This window comes from Streptomyces sp. NBC_01237 (assembly GCF_035917275.1).
Lineage (GTDB): Bacteria > Actinomycetota > Actinomycetes > Streptomycetales > Streptomycetaceae > Streptomyces.
The window spans coordinates 4,949,200-4,965,978 of record NZ_CP108508.1 but is presented as its reverse complement, the minus strand read 5'-3'; the positions used below and the strand labels follow the sequence as shown (position 1 = coordinate 4,965,978).

Here is a 16,779-nt window from a genome sequence, read left to right as displayed (position 1 = left end):
CACACGTGTCAGGTGCCGGTCTACGGCTCGAACTTGTACCCCAGGCCCCGCACCGTCACCAGGTAGCGCGGCGCACCCGGGTCGGGCTCGATCTTGGCGCGGAGGCGCTTCACATGGACGTCGAGGGTCTTGGTGTCACCCACGTAGTCCGCGCCCCAGACGCGGTCGATCAGCTGCATGCGGGTCAGTACGCGGCCCGCGTTGCGCAGGAGCATCTCCAGGAGGTCGAACTCCTTGAGCGGGAGGTCCACCTTGCCGCCGGAGACCGTGACGACATGGCGGTCCACATCCATCCGGACCGGGCCGGCCTCCAGAGCGGCCGGGGCGACCTCCTCCGGCTCGCCGCGGCGGCGCAGGACGGCGCGGATGCGGGCGACCAGCTCCCGCGAGGAGAAGGGCTTGGTCACATAGTCGTCGGCTCCTATTTCCAGCCCGACGACCTTGTCGATCTCGCTGTCCTTGGCGGTGACCATGATCACCGGGACGTTGGAGCGGCCGCGCAGCTGGCGGCACACCTCGGTGCCGGGCAGACCCGGCAGCATCAGGTCGAGCAGGACGAGGTCGGCGCCGTTGCGCTCGAACTCGTCGAGACCGTCGGGGCCGGTGGCCGCCACGGCCACCTCGAAGCCTTCCTTGCGCAGCATGTAGGACAGGGCGTCGCTGAAGGATTCCTCATCCTCGACGACAAGCACTCGGGTCACGGAAGAGCCTCCGGGGCGGGGAATGGTTCAAAGGTGTCGGTCTCGTACGGGCCCTCGTCGTCACCATTGACGATAAGCGGTCCGCCGGTGGTGCGCTCCCGTACGACGCCCGATTCGGGCAGCCGCAGGGTGAAGGTGGAGCCCTGTCCCTCGGAGCTCCAGACGGTGACCTCCCCGCCGTGCGAGGCGGCCACGTGCTTGACGATGGCGAGGCCGAGACCGGTGCCACCGGTGGCCCGGGAGCGGGCCGGGTCGACGCGGTAGAACCGCTCGAAGACCCGCTCGCGGTCCTTCTCGGAGATGCCGATGCCCTGGTCGGTCACGGCTATCTCGATCAGATCCCCGCCGGTTGCGGCGATGCGGCGGGCGGCGATACCGACACGGGTGCGGGCGGGACTGTAGTTGACGGCGTTCTCGACGAGGTTGCCGAGGGCCGCCGCGAGCTGGCCGCGGTTCCCCCATATGAACAGGTCCGCGGTACCGCCCGAGGCCATGGTGATCTGCTTCGAGCCCGCCTGCTGGCGGCAGCGGTCGATGGCCTCGGCGACGAGCTCGTCCACCCGGACCGGTTCGGCGTCCTCCAGCGGGTCGTCGTTCTGCACCCGGGAGAGGTCGATCAGTTCCTGGACGAGGTTGGTCAGCCGGGTCGCCTCGATCTGCATCCGCCCGGCGAACCGCTCGACCGCCTCCGGGTCGTCCGAGGCGTCCATGACCGCCTCGGAGAGCAGCGAGAGAGCCCCGGTCGGCGTCTTGAGCTCATGGCTGACGTTGGCGACGAAGTCGCGCCGTACCGCCTCTATGCGGCGGGCCTCGGTGAGGTCCTCCACCAGCAGCAGCACCAGCCGGGAGCCCAGCGGGGCGACCCGGGCGGAGACGGCGAGCGCCTCGCCCCGGCCCGTCCCGCGCCGGGGCAGGTCCAGCTCGACCTGCCGTATCTCGCCGTCGCGGCGGGCGTCCCTGGCCATGTGGAGCATCGGCTCGACGGCGAGGCGCCCGCCCCTGACCAGACCCAGCGCGTACGCGGCGGAGCTGGCCTTGACGACGCTGTCGCTCTCGTCGAGCACGACGGCGGAGGAGCTGAGCACGGAGAGGACCGTGTCCACTCCCGGGGGCAGTGCGGCATTGCCGTCGGGCCGCAGGGACGTACGCGTGGGCCGTTTCAGGTCGCGCTCGCTCCAGCGGAACGCCAGCATGGCGATCACACCGGTACACAGCCCGGCGATCGCTGCAGCTGCGGCGACCGCCGCGTTCACGTCCATGCTTCAAGGTTATGCGGGCGCGACGACACTCTCCCAGCCATCCGGGTGCCATCTCGAACACTCGTCGCCCAGAGTTCACCGAGGAGCAAGTACCGGTTCACTTCGGGGGCCGGATCCGGACGCGTTGCGCACGCACCGTGGGAGCGTGGGGGCCGGCCCCAGAGCCCGGCCCCAGGACGGTCCAAGAAACTGGAGACATTTCTCATGCGCGACGCTTACCACGAGGAACTCGATTCGATCGGCGAGGGCCTGGTCGAGATGGCCCGGCTCGTCGGGTCGGCGATCGGACGCGCCACCACGTCCATGCTCGACGCCGACCTCAAGCTCGCGGAGACCGTGATCGCCGCCGACCAGAAGGTCGACGACCTCCAGCACGACCTGGAGGCACGTGCCATCGCGCTGCTCGCCCGCCAGCAGCCCGTGGCGACCGATCTGCGGATCGTGGTCACGTCGCTGCGGATGAGCGCCGACCTGGAGCGTTCGGGCGACCTCGCCCAGCACGTCGCCAAGCTGGCCCGGCTGCGCTTCCCGCAGTCCGCGGTACCGCACGACCTGCACGCCACGATCCTGGAGATGGGCCAGCTCGCCCAGCGGCTGATGGCCAAGGCCGCCGAGGTCATCATCACCAAGGACGTCGATCTGGCACTGCAGCTGGAGCAGGACGACGACGAGATGGACCTGCTGCACCGCACCCTGTTCCAGCACCTGATGGACGACCGCTGGAAGCACGGCATCGAGACGGCCGTCGACGTCACGCTGCTCGGCCGCTACTACGAGCGCTTCGCCGACCACGCGGTGTCGGTCGCCAAGCGCGTGGTCTACCTGGTGACGGGTGAGCACGCGGACGAGATCCAGGCGGCGGCCCCGGTGGAGGGCGTGTAGGACCGTCCCGTACGGATGGGGGGTGCAGGACCGTCCCGCACGGAAGGGGCCTGTCGGACCGTCCCGTACGGAAGGGGCCTGTCGGACCGTCCCGTACGGAAGGGGCCCGTCGGACCGTCCCGTACGGAAGGGGCCCGTCGGACCGTCCCGTACGGAAGCGGGGCGTGCGGGGCGCCTCCGGAGTGCGGTCGTCGCACGTTTGTCCTGCGCGCGTGCGCCGTTGATGCGCCCGCCGGGGTGGGCATGCAATGGGGTGGGGGCGCCACGCCATGCCGTACGTCCCCGGCGTGCGCACCTGTCGTACGTCACCGGCGGCGGCGTACCTGTCGTACGCCGCCCAGCCGTACGACCTGAGGAGGGACCATGGCCGATTCCCCCACGACCGAACCCCAGCAGGAGACACCGACCGAAGTGGTGCGCCTGACCGTGCTCGGCGCCTGCGGCTGCGGCTCGGGCTGCGGGTGCGGCTGCCAGTCCGGCGGCCCGTGCCAGTGCGGTGGCTGCTCCGGCTGAGTCCCGGACACGGACGGCGCCCCGCGGCGGAGTCATCCGCAGCGGGGCGTCCCGGCCGGGCAGGTCCGGGAGGCCCGGCGGAGGGCCTCGAAGCCGTCAGGCGGTCTGCTCGGCGGCCAGGTCCTTCGCCGCTCCCCCGGCGGCCGCCACCGGCACCGGCAGGACAGCCGCCTCCGCCACGGGCACCGGCGTCGGCACCGGCGCGGTGGCGCCCGTGGGGACCTCCCCCGCTCCTGACTGCGGCAGGTTCCGCATCAGCAGCCAGTAGCCGAGCGCCGCCACCGTGCCCAGCACCGCGCAGGTCCCCCACAGCCAGGCGGCGCCGTAGCGGTCGATCACGATGCCGGACATCAGCGGGGCGATGAGGGCGGCCACCGACCACGACATGGTGTACATGCCCTGGTAGCGACCCCGCCCCTGAGCCGGCGACAGCTGCACGACCAGGCCGGTCTGGATCGGGGCGTTGACGATCTCCGCGAGGGTCCAGACGCACACCGTCAGCGCGTACACCGCGACCGATCCGGCGAACGCGGTCAGCCCGAATCCGTACCCCGCGAGAAGCGAGGAGATGATCAGCAGGCGGCGCGGGTCACGGTGCTCGATGAAGCGGGTGACGGGGATCTGGAGCGCCACGATCAGCACACCGTTGACGGCGATGGCCGTGCCGAAGTCGGAGCTGGAGAGCCCGTCCGTGCCCATCGCCACCGGCAGGCCCACGTACCCCTGCTGGAAGATCAGTGACACCAGGAACGACAGCCCGACGACGCCCATGAACCGCCCGTCGCGCAGGACGGTCCCCAGCCGCACGCCGTCGTCCGACCCCGGCTTTGCCCCGCTCGACGCCGGTGCCCGCTCCGGCCGGGATTCCGGCACCTTCAGGAACACCACGACGGCGCAGAACAGAGTCATCGCGGCCTCGCCGACGAAGCCCGCCAGATAGCTGTACTCGGCGATGAACCCGGCCCCGGCGGAGGAGACCGCGAAGCCCAGGTTGATGGCCCAGTAGTTGAGCGAGAAGGCCCTCACCCGGTCCTCGGGCCGGACGATGTCGGCCATCATCGCCTGAACGGCCGGGCGCGAGGCGTTGCTCGCCATACCGACCAGGAAGGCGACACCGGCGATGGCGAACGGGTGCTCCATGAACCCGAGCACCGCCACGGACACGGCGGTCGAGGTCTGCGCGATCAGCATCGTGGGCCGCCGCCCGAGCCGGTCCGTCATCACCCCGGCCCCGAGCGAGGAGACGACCCCGCCGAGCCCGTGCAGCGCGGCGACGAGCCCGGCGTACGAGGCCGAGTAGCCCCGGTCCAGCGTCAGGTACAGCGCCATGAACGTGGCGACGAACGCCCCGAGCCGGTTGACCAGCGTGCTGACCCACAGCCACCAGAACTCCCTGGGCAGCCCGGACACGCTCTCGTGTACGGCTCTTCTGAGACCGGCGACAGACATGCGGGTTCCCCCCGGGGACGTACGGAACGGGCGTCACCGGTAAGAGTCCCGGCGGCGATCCGAACATTACGAAGAGCGGGTTCCGGGCCGCCACTCGATTGACGCCGACCGTCAAACGTCGCAGCGCCCGGCCGCTCAGGCCACCTCGGCCGACCGTCGCGGCCACCCTGCCGCCGCCCCGGATCCGCCCCGCGACCGGCCCCCGCTTCCGCCCCCGTGTCCGTCCTGTGGCCGGGCGCGCGGAGGCCGGGAGGGTTCGATTACGCTCGGACTCATGGCCGACGCACCGTACAAGCTGATCCTCCTCCGCCATGGCGAGAGCGAATGGAACGCGAAGAACCTGTTCACCGGTTGGGTGGACGTCAACCTCACCGAGAAGGGCGAGAAGGAGGCAGTCCGCGGCGGTGAGCTGCTCAAGGACGCCGGTCTGCTCCCCGATGTCCTGCACACCTCCCTCCAGCGCCGCGCGATCCGCACCGCCCAGCTCGCCCTGGACTCCGCGGACCGCCTCTGGATCCCGGTCCACCGCTCCTGGCGGCTGAACGAGCGCCACTACGGCGCCCTCCAGGGCAAGGACAAGGCGCAGACGCTCGCCGAGTTCGGCGAGGAGCAGTTCATGCTCTGGCGCCGCTCCTACGACACCCCGCCGCCCGCCCTTGAGGACGGCACCGAGTTCTCGCAGAGCGACGACCCGCGCTACGCGACGATCCCGCCGGAGCTGCGCCCGCGCACCGAGTGCCTCAAGGACGTCGTCGTCCGCATGCTGCCGTACTGGTACGACGGCATCGTCCCGGACCTCCTCGACGGCAAGACCGTCCTGGTCGCCGCGCACGGCAACAGCCTCCGCGCTCTGGTCAAGCACCTGGACGGCATCTCCGACGCGGATATCTCGGGCCTCAACATCCCGACCGGCATCCCGCTCTCCTACGAGCTCGACGCCGACTTCCGCCCGCTGAACCCGGGTGGCACGTACCTCGACCCGGACGCGGCGAAGGCCGCCATCGAGGCCGTGAAGAACCAGGGCAAGAAGAAGTAAGCAGAGCTGAACGAGCCCCCCACCTGCGGGTTTTCCGCGTGGTGGGGGGCTTCTTGGTGCGCTGGGCCGTTTGCTGGCCGTCACATGCTCAACAGGCCGTCAGGCGCGTTGGCTCCAGCGGCGGATGCGGATGTCGAGGACGATCAGTAGTGCCACGGGGACGACGATCTCCGCGAGGGCGTCGGCCCACAACGCGAGCGCGCCCCCGGCAGTGCCGATGAGCGCGAGCGGCAAGTCACGAGGACAGATGTCGACGGTGACACCTGTGCGTGGGAGCATGGGCCTCCTCCTGAGGATGCGTTGCTACATCGATGGAGACAGGGCCGTTCCCGGACACGGGGAACGGCCCTGAATTTCGCTTGAACCCTATTCAGGTGGAAGCGCTCCAGCAAGTTGCCAGGTGAGGGGCGTGAGAATTGAATGCAAGGCGTTTTGAACGTAGTTTGCAGGCCCCCTTCGCGGATCCGGTGCCCATCCGCCAGACCATGCCGACCGTGCATGCTTGCACGCACGCTCAGCAGGAAGTTGACGACGGCAGGGCAGCCAGCGTCACCGATACCAGCGCAGCGAACAGTTAGCGATTAGCCCGTTACTCACTAGTCGCGACTCCCTATTAACTCTTATCGTGACAGCCAATCGACTCCTCTTATCAACTCTTTCGACTCCTCCAGTATCCGCCGCTTTACATATCCCCTCGCCTATCCTTGTTAAAGATCTATGCAGCAGCCTTACGCATGTGCTCTTGAATCGACACCATCAGGTGCGCGCACACCCGCTGCCTCAGACCTGGCTCCGAGTAGCTGAGGTGCTCAGGGGCCGACCTCAACACGCAAGCGTCGCGGGTGGCGCCCAAACAGACACCCCATAGGGATCTGCTGGCCGGCCGCTTGCTGTACGTCGGGATTGCCCCGCAGCACGTGGCGAACCGGACCAGTGCCCAGAACCTGTGCGCGCGGGTACGCCATCACTACAGGGGCAGCGCGGCTAGCTCGACGCCACGGCTCCCTTTGGGATGCCTACGCGTGATCTGCGCCGCGTGGAAAGCGCTGAGCGTATGACCTTCGGCAGGGCAGGCGAAGCCATCCTGAGCCAGTAGATGGCGGACAACGCACTAGTGTGCTGGATGGAGCAGGAGCAGCTGTGGGAGCTGGAGTCAAAACCCATCTGCCAGCTCGACCTCCCGCTGAACCTCGACCAGCACCGCCACAACACGTTCCACAGCTGCCTAAAGAAGCTACGGGTCCAAGCACGCCAGCGAGCTGGCGAGTTGCCCATTACCTGCTAGGCCGATGGCTATCTGTCTGGGCCGACCGAGGTTGCTCAATGGCACCCGATGACGACCAATGGCACCGCTCACCTCAAGTCGATCAACATCCCCACCAGCGAAATCCCTGGTCGCCGAGATTCCCCGCAAGACCCAGGGCAAGAAGAAGCCTGCAGCTGGTCCTTCAGCTCACGAGCCCCCGCCCGCGTGAATCCGCGAGTGGGGGCTCGTCGCTTTTGCCGGACACCGTTTCGTACGTGGACACATGGGGATGGGCGGTATCCCTCCCTGGCGCCCTCGACCGGTGCGGCCGATCGTCCGGTTCGGCTGACGGCCGGACCGGACACACTGCTCCGGCCGTGGTGGAGAACGTGAGTACCCGCCAGGATCAAGCCATGAACAAGCCTTCGATTTCTGCGGGATTGAGCAGAGCCCTCGACTGGGCGGGGCTGCCCCTGCCTCTCGGTCTTCTCGCGATCGGCATCAGGGACTACCGCGACGGCGCTTCCGTGGGACGGCCCATGGGCGGAGCCGTCCTGGTACTGGTCAGCCTCTGGGTGGTCCGGCGCGGGTTGCCCCACCGGCGCGCCAGGACCACCGTGTCGCCGTAGCGGTGCGACCACGCGGGTGAGGTGTCAGGCGTCGCCTACCACTCCCGCCACTCGTCCGTGATCTCGTACCGTTCCAGACCGTTCCGTTCGGCCAGGGCCGCGACGTCCACGCCGTTCTCGGTGAGGGTCTGGTCGATGTATTCGCAGAGCATTTCGCGCTCCACCGTCTCGTAACCCACTCCGCCGTGGGCCTCGTTGACCGCGTTCAGCGCGAGCACCACACGTTGGACCGCTACGAGGATCTCGTCGTCCGATGGGGCGCCGAGGGCGCGTATGCCGGTCTCGAAGGAGTCCAGCGTCGTGCCCGTGGCGGTCACGAGGGATTCGGGGAAGAGCTGTGTCGTGTACGCGTGTTCCGGAGCCAGGGTGCCGGTCGCGATGCCGGTCGCCTCCTCGGCCAGACGTCGGCGCCAGAGGTCACTAGGTTTCTCAGCCATGGGGCGAAACTACGGGCCGGCACTGACAGTCGGGCCCGTCGGTGAACAACAGGCAGCACTCGGCCGTACGCGCTCCCCCGCCGTTCGGCCGGATGTCGCACCCAACCGATAGCGTGTCCCCACCTCACGTTCGCGCAGCGCGGGAGCGGCCAACCAGGCGTCAAGGGCAAGGAGATCGGGGAGAGCGATCATGGGCGAGTCTCTGAAGACCTTCGTCGGTGGCACCGAAGTCGAGGTGCCCAACAGCATTCCGGCCATCCGGGCCACGCTGCCCGAGGAGAGACGCGAGGAGTTCGACCGCGCCATCAACGAGGCGGGTGTGCACGAGATCCAGGCCGTGATGCGGCACTGGATGCTGGAGGCCGTCCCCGATCCCGAGGCCGAACAGATCCTGGACCGGCTGGCGCAGGACGAGGCCGAGAGGCGGAGCGTCGCTTGAGCTTCCGCATCTCCTACGCACCGCCCGCCGACGACTCCCTGGCCAAGATGCGGGACGGCGAGTCCTTCCGGGACGAGATGGCCCGCACCCTGGGAAGTGATCCGTACGGACACGGGTCGTCCGCCGTCAAGCGCGAGCACGACCGTCGCGAGGCCACGGTCTTCGGCGCCATCGTCCTCTACTACGTCTCCGGTTCCGTCCTGACCGTCACCGTCGTCCGCCTCGTCCCCCTGCCCTGAACCGGAGCCGGGCAGGGGAACGCCCCACGGATCAGGAGAGCTTCGTCGCCTGCGCGGCCACGATCGCGGTCGGCAGCCCGAAGCCCTCGGCCCTGCCGCCGGTCGCGGCGAGGTTGAAGGAGACGAACGTCGCGAAGGTTCCCGACTGCCGCAGCGCCACCAGCTTGAACGGGACCTGCTTGCCGTCGCTCTCGCTCACCACCGTCCAGCCGATGGCCTCGTCGCCGCCGGTCACCTTCTCCTCGACCAGCTTGGCGATCTTCTGCGTGTCCCCGTCCATCGTGATGGTGAATCCACCGGCGCACGCGGCCGCGGACTCCCGTACGACCGCCAGGGTTTCGGGCGCGCCCTGAGCCTCGTAGGAGGAGAGCGAGACCAGCGTGGACGTCAGGTCGAAGGCCGCGGCGAACGCGTCCTCGGCATCGCCCTCCGGCATCTCCGCGAGGTCTTCGAGCGACGTGCCCTTGTCGGTCTTCTTGGGCTCGCTGACGGCGGTGCGCTGGGTGCGCGCGACCGGCTTGCCCTGCTCCACGCCGAGGTAGGCGTGGGCGAAGGGCTCGCACTCCTTCTTGTCGACCTTGACGCCTTCCGCCTTCACCTGGTCGTCCGGGCCGGCCTTGGCGATCTTGTTGCCCTTGACATCGCCCTGGACCAGCGATGCCTTCTCCAGCTCGGCGGCGGTCAGCGTCTTCACGGCGGCCTTCGGCACGGCACCGCCCTTGTCCCCGGACCCGGACCCGGCTCCGGCTCCGGCCCCGCTCGCGCCGCCCTTGCCGTCGGAGTCGGACGAGCCGCCGCACGCGGTGGCCAGCAGGGTCAGGGCCGCCACGGAAGCGGCAAGGGCGGTACGGCGTACGGCAGTGGCGCGCATGGGTTCATCTCTCCGTCTCATGGAGCAACGGACCCTGTCCGATGCGGCAGTTCGACGCGCACCGGGACAGACCGCCGCAGTACGCCACAGCCTACGATCGGACACCTGTCCGAATCGCGGATCGGCCGCCCACCGGCCATGATCGTAATTTTGCTGTGATCAACGTGTGCAGACGCTGTGAGGGACGCACCACGGTACGTTCCGGGTTCAGCCCGCCAGGTGCCGCTGCGCCTCGTACAGATTGCGCGGGCGTACCGACTCCGGCCGCCCGTAGCCCTCCAGCCGCGTGTGCAGGTCGCCCGTGAAGTCGGGGACGTCGATCTGGTCGAACTCCGACACCTCGCTGATGCCGGCCGTCGCGCTGTACGGGGCGAGGCCGTCGATCCGCATCAGACCGGCCCTGCCGTTGGTCACCCGGATGTTCCAGTGGGTGAACCTGGCGCCGAACAGCGGTCCGGCACTGGCGTCGCCGCCGTGCCGCCCGTTGTTGTTCACCGTGATGTCCGTACGGACGTTGGCGAACGGCATCCCCCGGTGGGAGTCGAACGTGCCCATCGCCATCCGTCCGCGGGACCAGACGTTGTAGCTGGACAGGCCCTCGACGTTGATGCCGTGCAGTTGGGTGCCCGCGGGCGCGGGGACCGTGCGCCGCTCGATGGCGAAGTCCTCGATCAGGTTGTCGTGCGAGCCCTCGCGGCAGTAGTACGGGTGGTGGGCACCGCGGCCCTCCACCTTCGTACGGCGCAGGGTGCAGGCGGACGCGCCGATCAGTCCGAAGCCGTTGTCGACGTGGCGGACGGTGATGTCGTCGGCCCAGCAGTCGTACGCGCACTGGAAGGCGACTCCGTTGTACCCCTTGTCGAGCAGGTGCGGCGACTGTGGGGTCTCCACCGCTTCGAGCGTGAGCCCCTCGACGCCCGAGCCGGTGAGCGGGGTGACGAGAGTGGTCAGCCGGGGGTCCCACTCGGGGCGCACATCGAGCGGGAGCGGGCGCTCCAGCGTGACCTCGCGGCCTCGTACGGCGGTGATGCGGACCGGCCACTCGTAGGGGACGTACGACGTCAGCTTGGTCTTGTCGTCCCAGTGGTACGCAGCCGGGCCCGCGCCGTCGCCCGCCATGTGTTCCAGCAGGGTGTGCGCGGGGTCGTCGGCGAGGCGCAGCAGGACCAGCGCGCCGCTCCTGAGCCCACGGGCATCGTGGACGGTGATCGTCCGGTCGCCGCGGCGGGCGGGGGCGACGGTGGCCAGGGTGCGCCACTCGTCCCGCCGATTGCCGGTCCAGCCCTCGAACGGCCAGTCCGCGGCCCTGATCGCGTCGGTGAGCGCGGTCCAACGGCCCTCGGGGCAGAGCCAGATGAGGCCGCCCGCCCAGGACCAGCTGGACTTGTCGCCGCCGTAGCGGCTGCCGTAGGGGCCGATCAGTTCGGTGAGGTTCCTGGTGGCGTGCAGGGTGGTGCGGCCACTGCCCGCGCCCCGCACCACCACATCGCTGTGGCCGATACGGATGAGGTCGTCGATGCGGTACGTCCCGGCGGGGATGAGCACCGTGCCACCGCCACGCTCTCCGGCAGCGGCGATGGCACGGTTGATCGCGGGTGCGGCGTCGGCCGAGCCGTCCGGCCGGGCTCCGTAGCGGCGGACATCGGCGACGAAGCCGTGGGCGGTGCGGCGGGGGAGGTCCGAGCCGGCGCGGTAGCCGGCCCGGCCGATGAACGGGATCTGGGGGTGGGTGAAGGGGGCCGCGGTGAACTCCCGCCAGAGGACCGAGCCTCCGTGACGCCCGGCCGCCGCCGCGGGGACGGGGGCGCTTCCCGCCGGTGCGGTGGCGGTCGTCGCGCGGGCTGTGGTGGTCGTTGCCGGTGCGGTGGTGGTCGCCGCGCGGGCTGTGGTGGTCGCCGCCCGCGCCCTTCCGGTGCCGAGCGCGCCGGTTGCCGCGGCGGCCACGACCGCCACCGCGCTGCCCAGCAGTCCGCGTCTGCCGATGTTCCCCATGCTCGCCACGATCCCGACCGCCTTTCATACATGTGAATGACGTTCATGTCTGCGTCGGCGGCGAGCATGCCACGGCGCGACGGCACGGCGAAAGACCGCCGCACCGCCCAGATTCGGGGAATCCCCCGGGCCGGAGCGCCGGAAGTGTCAGCTGTCCGCCGGGCGTTGAATCAGATGAGTGAACGCGTCGAGGTTCCGCGTGGACTCGCCGCGCGACACCCGCCACGCGTGCTCCTTGCGGATCGCACGGGCGAAGCCCAGTTCCAGCAGCGTGTTGAACGAACCGTCCGCCGCTTCGAGGACGGTGCCCAGCAGCCGGTCCAGCTCGTCCGGCGTGATCACGGAGAGCGGAAGCTTGCCGACCAGATAGATGTCGCCCAGCGAGTCGATCGCGTAACTCACCCCGAAGAGACGCAGATTGCGCTCCAGCAGCCAGCGGTGGACCGCGGCGTCGTTCTCGTCCGGGTGCCGGACGACGAACGCGTTGAGGGAGAGGGAGTGCTTCCCGACGATCAGTGAACAGGTGGTGGACAGCTTGCGGGTGCCGGGCAGTTTCACCACGTAGGCGCCGGGCTCCGGGCTCTCCCATTCGAGCCCGGCCTCGCCCAGGGTCGCCTCGATGACCTGCGCCGCTGCGGTTTCGTCGGGTACGTCAGCCATGGGGCGAGCGTACGACAGGGGCGCCGCGCCCACGCATCGGCCGCCGGACGGACAGCGGCGCCGCGTCCACGCGGGGCGCCGTACGACAGCCGCGCCGGGCCCCACGTCGCCCCGTCGTACGACAGCGACGCCGGGCTCCCCCATCCGGCGCGGGGCGCCACGCGGGCGCGGTCAGCCGTGGTGGGTGCGGGCGACGTCAGCCGTGGTGGGTGCGGGCGACGTCAGCCGTGGTGGGTGCGGCCGACGTCAGCCGTGGTGGGTGCGGGCGCGGCGCCGGTGATCGCACATCGCCGCCGTGTACACATCCGCGGTCGCCGCCGCCGCCGTGTCCCAGCCGAACGACTGCGCGTGCGTGGCGGCCGCCGCGCCCATCCGCTCCACGAGTTCCGGCGCCTCCGCGAACCGGCCGATCGCCCGCGCGTACGCCTTCGGGTCGTGCCCCGCGATCAGGAAGCCGCTGACCTCGTCCCGCACCGCCACCGGGAGGCCGCCCACGGCCGCCGCGACGACCGGCGTACCGGCCGCCTGGGCCTCTATGGCGACCAGGCCGAAGGACTCGCTGTACGAGGGCATGACCAGTACGGACGCGGCCCGGAACCAGTCGGCGAGCTGGTCCTGCCCGACCGGCGGGTGGAACCGTACGACATCCGCGATGCCCAGGCGCGCGGCCAGCTTCTGCAGGCCCTCCGGCTTGGCGAGCCCGCTGCCGCTGGGGCCGCCGACGACGGGCACCACCATCCGGGTGCGCAGCGAGGGCTCGCGGTCCAGGAGCTCGGCCACCGCGCGCAGCAGCACATCGGGGGCCTTGAGCGGCTGGATGCGGCCCGCGAAGAGCGGGATCAGGGCGTCCTGCGGCAGTCCGAGGCGGGCGCGGGCGGCGGCGCGGCCGTCCGCGGGGCGGAAGCGCTCCAGGTTGACCCCGGGGTGCACGACGGCGACGGCCGCCCGATCGGCCTCGTAGAAACGGACGAGTTCGTCGGCCTCCTCCGCGGTGTTCGCGATCAGCCGGTCCGAGGCGCGGACGATCTGGGTCTCGCCGATGACCCGGGCGGGGGGCTCGGGGGTGTCGCCCTCGGCGAGCGCGGCGTTCTTGACCTTCGCCATGGTGTGCATGGCGTGGACGAGCGGGACGCCCCAGCGCTGCGCCGCGAGCCAGCCGACCTGGCCCGAGAGCCAGTAGTGGGAGTGGACGAGGTCGTAGTAGCCGGGACGCTGACCGGCCCACGCCTGCATCACCCCGTGTGTGAAGGCGCAGAGCTGGGCGGGCAGGTCCTCCTTGGCCAGACCCTCGTACGGCCCCGCGTCGACATGCCGGACCAGGACGCCGGGCGCCAGCTCGACCTCGGGAGGCAGCGAGCCGGTGGTGGCCCGGGTGAAGATCTCGACGTCGATGTCGATCGCGGCGAGGCGTTTGGCCAGCTCCACGATGTAGACGTTCATTCCGCCCGCGTCGCCGGTGCCGGGCTGGTGGAGGGGGGAGGTGTGCACGGAGAGCATCGCGATACGGCGCGGCTTGCGAGGTGATCCGCTGAAGCCGCCGGGAAACCTGATGCGCGGCGCCACACGTGCGGAGCCGAGCCGAGAGACGTACTGACTCACGTCGTCCGGTCCTCCTCGATCAGGGCATGCCTTCGAAGGGACACAGGGTCCCTCCGAAGGGCGAGAACAGCGGAATCTCGCCTTTCATTTCCGCTTTGCCAAATCATTACGTATGTATGGCCGGAAGCGATCGGGGGTGTCACGGCCGGAGCCCACAGCCGCGGAGGCTCCCTCCCCTTCACGCCGGACCCCTCCCTGCCTCACCCCTCCCCTTCACCCCTTCAGCCCGCGCTCCGTCCGTCGCATACGCTCGCCGCATGCGCCAGCGCCCCATCGGCACCGCGACCCGCGGGACCACCAACCCCAACCGGCTGCGCCGCATGGACCGCTGGATCGCCGCAGTGCACGGCCCGGTCCTGCGCCGCGCCGACGCCCCCGTCGCCGTCGACCTCGGGTACGGGGCCGCCCCCTGGACCGCCGTGGAGCTGCTGACGCGCCTGCGCACCGTCGAGCCGCGCACCGCGGTGGTCGGGATCGAGATCGACCCGGACCGGGTCGCCGCGGCGAAGCCGTACGAGCGGGAGGGGCTCACCTTTCTCCACGGCGGCTTCGAGATCCCGCTCGCGCGGCGGCCGCACCTGATCCGGGCGGCGAACGTGCTGCGCCAGTACGACGAGGACCGGGTCGCCGAGGTCTGGGAACGGCTGTGCGCGCGGCTCGCCCCCGACGGACTGCTCGTCGAGGGCACCTGCGACGAGATCGGGCGCCGGCATGTGTGGGTGGCCCTGGGTCCGGAGGGTCCGCGCACGGTCACGTTCGCGACCCGGCTCGGATCGCTGGAGCGCCCCTCCGATCTCGCGGAACGCCTGCCCAAGGCGCTGATCCACCGCAATGTGCCCGGCGAACCGGTCCATGCCTTCCTCCGCGACTTCGACCGCGCCTGGGCTGCTGCCGCCCCGTACGCCTCGCTGGGCGCACGGCAGCGCTGGATCGCCGCCGTGCGCGCGCTGTCCGCCGACTGGCCGACGGCGGACGGGGTACGGCGGTGGCGGCAGGGCGAAGTCACCGTGCCGTGGTCCGCCCTGCGGCCCAACAGCGGCTGAACAACGCGCTGCGCGCCCGGAAGTCGCCGCCCCGGGGAACGCCGTACGGGCATCATTCGTCCCGTACGTAAAGGGGATCGCGCTCTGCCGTACGGGCGGGACGGTGGTCCGCGTCGTACGGGGACGGTGGTCCGCGTCGTACGGGGGCGGCGGTCCGCGTCGTACCAGGGGGAAGACGGTGGCCCGTCGCGCCTCGTGTGTGACACGGCAGGTGCGGTTGGCCTCTGTTGCTTTACGGGACGGCATGGCACGATCGCGACGTTGCCGAAAAGTTACTGACGGTAAGTCATATACGCGATATCTGGCTTTTGTTGCATTTGCCCGGAGGGGGAGCTCGTGAACCGACGCCACTGTGCCGCTGCGGCGATCACTCTGGTCTGCGCGCTGGCCGTGCTGGCCGCGCCGGTCCAGGCCATGGCCGCACCGATACCGGAGCCCTCCCCCACCGCTCCCCAGGCTCCGGGGAAGAAGAGCCTCGAAGAGGTGCGCCAGGAGATCGACAGCCTCTACCGCAAGGCCGGGGCGGCGACGGACGCGTACAACCTCGCCGAGGAACAGACCGAGAAGCAGTCCGGCGAGATCGTGAAACTGGCCAAGGCGATCGTCGACGGCCAGGCGAGGATCGCCGAGCTGAAGAACCAGGCGGGCGCCCAGGCCCGCGAGCAGTACCGCAACGGCGGGCTGCCGCCGGGCGCGCAGCTGGTCCTCAGCGACGACCCCCAGCTCTTCCTGGACGGGGTGAACCAGGTCCGTCAGGGCCAGCAGGCGTCCAAGGCGGTCCTGGCGGAACTGAACAGGACCCAGGAGGACCTGGAGACGTACACCCAGGACGCGAGCCTCAACTGGCAGAAGCTCGAATCCAACCGCCTCAAGCAGGCCAAGGCCAAGAAGACGATCAACTCCCGGATCGCGGCGGCGAAGAAGCTCGAATCGCAGCTGGAGAAGAAGGAACGGGCCCGGCTCCTCAAGCTGGAGCAGGACGCCGCGTACACGGCACAGACCGCGTGGCTCTCCTCCGGTGCGCTCAAGGACATCAACCGCGAGGCGACCGCGAGCGGCAAGAAGGCGGTGGCCTTCGCCACGGGGAAGATCGGCAAGCCGTACGTCTGGGGCGCCGAGGGCCCTGATGCGTACGACTGCTCGGGGCTGACCTCACAGGCGTGGGCGGCGGCGAAGCGTCCGATCCCGCGCACCTCGCAGGAGCAGTGGCGCCAACTGCCGCGCATCGACATCAAGGACATGCGCCCCGGCGACCTGATCATCTACCACAGCGACGCGAGCCACGTCGGGATGTACGTCGGCGACGGCGCCATCGTGCACGCGCCGCGCCCCGGCCGGAACGTGACACTGGCCGGCGCGGGATCGATGCAGATCCTCGGAGTGGTCCGCCCGGACAAGTAGGCGGGCAGGCGAGCAACAGCAAAAAGGAGAGCGGGAGCCGGGGCACCGCGCCCGTCGGCACCACTCGCCGGCCGGCAGGCGGACACCGCCGGTCGGCAGGTCCCGGCCGCCACCCCCGCTCCGCACCGGCCGGGACGGTAACCCCCGGCGGACCTGCCGGGCGGGACCGCGTGAACCGGGTCACGTGAGCGGGGCCACGCCGCTGTCACGGCGGCGCGTGATGTTTGTCATGGCCTCCGCCCCGGCGCCGGGCGGTACATCTCGCCGGATCCGTGACGGGACGCGGCTTATGGCTGCGCATACGACAGCGGCCGATCCCTGTACGCCATTCCGTTCCCCTGCCACGGACCGCTATGGTCCCCGTCTGGCGGGTCGTCGATCGT

18 protein-coding genes are annotated in these 16,779 nt (G+C 70.2%); 9 read left to right on the top strand and 9 right to left on the bottom strand.

Annotation, left to right across the window (positions count from 1 at the left end; genetic code table 11):
- Nucleotides 1-20: 20 nt before the first annotated feature.
- Both OG251_RS22055 and OG251_RS22050 read right to left on the bottom strand, forming a co-directional pair.
- Nucleotides 21-701, bottom strand: coding sequence for a response regulator transcription factor (locus tag OG251_RS22055; RefSeq protein WP_073720438.1), 681 nt, complete (start codon nt 699-701; stop codon nt 21-23).
- Nucleotides 698-1,960: a sensor histidine kinase gene (locus OG251_RS22050; RefSeq protein WP_326678784.1), complete on the bottom strand. Its 1,263-nt coding sequence runs from the start codon at nt 1,958-1,960 to the stop codon at nt 698-700. Before OG251_RS22050 ends, OG251_RS22055 begins: the two co-directional genes overlap by 4 nt.
- Before the next feature lie 204 nt (nt 1,961-2,164).
- Between OG251_RS22050 and phoU the strand changes: the two genes are divergently transcribed.
- On the top strand, nt 2,165-2,842 hold the full coding sequence (gene phoU / locus OG251_RS22045) for a phosphate signaling complex protein PhoU (RefSeq protein WP_266803979.1): 678 nt from the start codon (nt 2,165-2,167) through the stop codon (nt 2,840-2,842).
- Nucleotides 2,843-3,205: 363 nt separating this feature from the next.
- A complete protein-coding gene (locus tag OG251_RS22040; RefSeq protein WP_198953066.1) occupies nt 3,206-3,355 on the top strand; it encodes a hypothetical protein in 150 nt (49 codons plus the stop codon).
- Nucleotides 3,356-3,451: 96 nt separating this feature from the next.
- Here OG251_RS22040 and OG251_RS22035 read toward each other — a convergent pair whose 3' ends face one another.
- Nucleotides 3,452-4,804 carry an MDR family MFS transporter gene (locus tag OG251_RS22035; protein WP_326678783.1) on the bottom strand — a complete coding sequence of 451 codons (1,353 nt, stop codon included), beginning with the start codon at nt 4,802-4,804 and terminating at the stop codon, nt 3,452-3,454.
- 274 nt (nt 4,805-5,078) lie between these two features.
- Here OG251_RS22035 and OG251_RS22030 point away from each other — a divergent pair, with 274 nt between their 5' ends.
- Nucleotides 5,079-5,840: a phosphoglyceromutase gene (locus OG251_RS22030; protein WP_326678782.1), complete on the top strand. Its 762-nt coding sequence runs from the start codon at nt 5,079-5,081 to the stop codon at nt 5,838-5,840.
- Between the two features lie 99 nt (nt 5,841-5,939).
- On the opposite strand, the gene OG251_RS22025 is transcribed toward OG251_RS22030, so the two are convergent.
- A complete protein-coding gene (locus tag OG251_RS22025) occupies nt 5,940-6,119 on the bottom strand; it encodes a hypothetical protein (protein WP_326678781.1) in 180 nt (59 codons plus the stop codon).
- A gap of 817 nt (nt 6,120-6,936) precedes the next feature.
- Between OG251_RS22025 and OG251_RS22020 the strand changes: the two genes are divergently transcribed.
- Together OG251_RS22020 and OG251_RS22015 are read left to right on the top strand one after the other, a co-directional pair.
- The gene (locus OG251_RS22020) at nt 6,937-7,125 is read left to right on the top strand and encodes a GIY-YIG nuclease family protein (RefSeq protein WP_326678780.1); all 189 of its coding nucleotides are present in this window, start codon (nt 6,937-6,939) and stop codon (nt 7,123-7,125) included.
- 374 nt (nt 7,126-7,499) lie between these two features.
- Entirely contained in the window at nt 7,500-7,715 is a 216-nt protein-coding gene (locus tag OG251_RS22015; protein WP_326678779.1) for a hypothetical protein, read from the top strand.
- Nucleotides 7,716-7,750: 35 nt separating this feature from the next.
- On the opposite strand, the gene OG251_RS22010 is transcribed toward OG251_RS22015, so the two are convergent.
- The gene (locus OG251_RS22010; protein WP_326678778.1) at nt 7,751-8,152 is read right to left on the bottom strand and encodes a hypothetical protein; all 402 of its coding nucleotides are present in this window, start codon (nt 8,150-8,152) and stop codon (nt 7,751-7,753) included.
- A gap of 190 nt (nt 8,153-8,342) precedes the next feature.
- On the opposite strand from OG251_RS22010, the gene OG251_RS22005 reads away from it, so the two are divergent.
- Complete coding sequence (locus OG251_RS22005) at nt 8,343-8,591, top strand: hypothetical protein (protein WP_073720445.1); 249 nt, start codon at nt 8,343-8,345, stop codon at nt 8,589-8,591.
- Nucleotides 8,588-8,830, top strand: a complete 243-nt coding sequence (locus OG251_RS22000; protein WP_073720446.1) for a hypothetical protein — start codon at nt 8,588-8,590, stop codon at nt 8,828-8,830. Before OG251_RS22005 ends, OG251_RS22000 begins: the two co-directional genes overlap by 4 nt.
- Nucleotides 8,831-8,861: 31 nt before the next feature.
- Here the strand turns inward: OG251_RS22000 and OG251_RS21995 are convergent, their stop codons facing one another.
- From OG251_RS21995 to mshA, 4 genes are all read right to left on the bottom strand, one after another.
- Nucleotides 8,862-9,701: a hypothetical protein gene (locus OG251_RS21995; protein WP_326678777.1), complete on the bottom strand. Its 840-nt coding sequence runs from the start codon at nt 9,699-9,701 to the stop codon at nt 8,862-8,864.
- Between the two features lie 207 nt (nt 9,702-9,908).
- Nucleotides 9,909-11,693, bottom strand: a complete 1,785-nt coding sequence (locus OG251_RS21990) for a glycosyl hydrolase family 28-related protein (protein WP_326681353.1) — start codon at nt 11,691-11,693, stop codon at nt 9,909-9,911.
- A 147-nt stretch (nt 11,694-11,840) separates the two neighbouring features.
- Nucleotides 11,841-12,353, bottom strand: a complete 513-nt coding sequence (locus OG251_RS21985) for a YbjN domain-containing protein (RefSeq protein WP_326678776.1) — start codon at nt 12,351-12,353, stop codon at nt 11,841-11,843.
- Nucleotides 12,354-12,599: 246 nt separating this feature from the next.
- Nucleotides 12,600-13,952 carry a D-inositol-3-phosphate glycosyltransferase gene (mshA, locus tag OG251_RS21980; protein ID WP_326678775.1) on the bottom strand — a complete coding sequence of 451 codons (1,353 nt, stop codon included), beginning with the start codon at nt 13,950-13,952 and terminating at the stop codon, nt 12,600-12,602.
- A 257-nt stretch (nt 13,953-14,209) separates the two neighbouring features.
- Between mshA and OG251_RS21975 the strand changes: the two genes are divergently transcribed.
- Nucleotides 14,210-14,995, top strand: a complete 786-nt coding sequence (locus OG251_RS21975; protein ID WP_326678774.1) for a class I SAM-dependent methyltransferase — start codon at nt 14,210-14,212, stop codon at nt 14,993-14,995.
- Nucleotides 14,996-15,331: 336 nt separating this feature from the next.
- Nucleotides 15,332-16,396: a C40 family peptidase gene (locus tag OG251_RS21970; RefSeq protein ID WP_326678773.1), complete on the top strand. Its 1,065-nt coding sequence runs from the start codon at nt 15,332-15,334 to the stop codon at nt 16,394-16,396.
- Nucleotides 16,397-16,779: the final 383 nt, after the last annotated feature.

What these genes read in the sequence shown, in the direction of transcription:
- OG251_RS21975 (WP_326678774.1), top strand. Translation starts at nt 14,210, where the DNA reads ATGCGCCAGCGCCCCATCGGCACCGCGACCCGCGGGACCACCAACCCC.
- OG251_RS22030 (WP_326678782.1), top strand. Translation starts at nt 5,079, where the DNA reads ATGGCCGACGCACCGTACAAGCTGATCCTCCTCCGCCATGGCGAGAGC.
- OG251_RS21985 (WP_326678776.1), bottom strand. Translation starts at nt 12,353, where the DNA reads ATGGCTGACGTACCCGACGAAACCGCAGCGGCGCAGGTCATCGAGGCG.
- OG251_RS22035 (WP_326678783.1), bottom strand. Translation starts at nt 4,804, where the DNA reads ATGTCTGTCGCCGGTCTCAGAAGAGCCGTACACGAGAGCGTGTCCGGG.
- OG251_RS22025 (WP_326678781.1), bottom strand. Translation starts at nt 6,119, where the DNA reads ATGCTCCCACGCACAGGTGTCACCGTCGACATCTGTCCTCGTGACTTG.
- OG251_RS22020 (WP_326678780.1), top strand. Translation starts at nt 6,937, where the DNA reads ATGGCGGACAACGCACTAGTGTGCTGGATGGAGCAGGAGCAGCTGTGG.
- OG251_RS22010 (WP_326678778.1), bottom strand. Translation starts at nt 8,152, where the DNA reads ATGGCTGAGAAACCTAGTGACCTCTGGCGCCGACGTCTGGCCGAGGAG.
- OG251_RS22040 (WP_198953066.1), top strand. Translation starts at nt 3,206, where the DNA reads ATGGCCGATTCCCCCACGACCGAACCCCAGCAGGAGACACCGACCGAA.
- OG251_RS22050 (WP_326678784.1), bottom strand. Translation starts at nt 1,960, where the DNA reads ATGGACGTGAACGCGGCGGTCGCCGCAGCTGCAGCGATCGCCGGGCTG.
- OG251_RS22015 (WP_326678779.1), top strand. Translation starts at nt 7,500, where the DNA reads ATGAACAAGCCTTCGATTTCTGCGGGATTGAGCAGAGCCCTCGACTGG.
- OG251_RS22005 (WP_073720445.1), top strand. Translation starts at nt 8,343, where the DNA reads ATGGGCGAGTCTCTGAAGACCTTCGTCGGTGGCACCGAAGTCGAGGTG.
- OG251_RS21990 (WP_326681353.1), bottom strand. Translation starts at nt 11,693, where the DNA reads ATGGGGAACATCGGCAGACGCGGACTGCTGGGCAGCGCGGTGGCGGTC.
- phoU (WP_266803979.1), top strand. Translation starts at nt 2,165, where the DNA reads ATGCGCGACGCTTACCACGAGGAACTCGATTCGATCGGCGAGGGCCTG.
- OG251_RS21995 (WP_326678777.1), bottom strand. Translation starts at nt 9,701, where the DNA reads ATGCGCGCCACTGCCGTACGCCGTACCGCCCTTGCCGCTTCCGTGGCG.